Annotated in this window: 2 protein-coding genes; both read left to right on the forward strand. The window is 72.8% G+C overall.

The genetic code is table 11. From position 1 onward, the window contains the following. Positions 1-266, forward strand: a 266-nt coding sequence (locus ADL29_RS07485) for a hypothetical protein (protein ID WP_211274265.1), incomplete at its 5' end; no start/stop codon positions are given. Between the two features lie 88 nt (positions 267-354). Next, complete coding sequence (locus ADL29_RS07490; protein WP_030498527.1) at positions 355-561, forward strand: hypothetical protein; 207 nt, start codon at positions 355-357, stop codon at positions 559-561. Positions 562-595 lie beyond the last annotated feature (34 nt).

The raw sequence follows: 595 nt of genomic DNA on the forward strand, positions 1-595 counted from the left end.
GCCTGGAGACGAGCGGGTCCGCTGTCGTGGGCGACACCATCACGACAACCCCCGCCCCGGCCCCCTCGGTCCCGACCGCGGGCGACGCGACACCGAGCGTCGCGCAGATGGTCCGGGAGGCCATGACCGCGGGCGTCACCGACCGCGACACGGTTCTAGCTCGGGTCCGGGCCTACCGCCCCGAGACGACGCGACAGACCGTCGCCCGCGCCATGCAGCGACAGAGCAGCAAGCTCCCCGCGACAGACCAGGGTCAGTACCTCTGACCCGACCGCGCCACCGCGACACCCCCTGTCGCGGTCGACCGCGACACCGACCGCGACACCGCGACACCCGACCATCCGAGGGGGACCCATGTCCGAGCAGATGACCCGGGACCGAGCCTTAGAGATCGTGCGCGACAGCTACACCACCGGACAGCCACAGAGCACGGCCGTCGAACTGACCGGCTACTCCCGGTCGTGGGTGGCGGCGGAGTACCGGCGGCTCAAGGCCCGGGGGGTCTCCCCCGTGGCCGGGCAACTGGAACTCTTCGACCCCGCCCCTTCGTCCTCCGGCTGATCACGTTCGGGCCCGGCACCCCGCCGGGCCCGGG

Source organism: Streptomyces chattanoogensis, from assembly GCF_001294335.1.
GTDB lineage: Bacteria > Actinomycetota > Actinomycetes > Streptomycetales > Streptomycetaceae > Streptomyces > Streptomyces chattanoogensis.

Excerpts from the sequence above, each read along its gene's own strand:
- ADL29_RS07490 (WP_030498527.1), top strand. The coding sequence starts at position 355 with ATGTCCGAGCAGATGACCCGGGACCGAGCCTTAGAGATCGTGCGCGAC.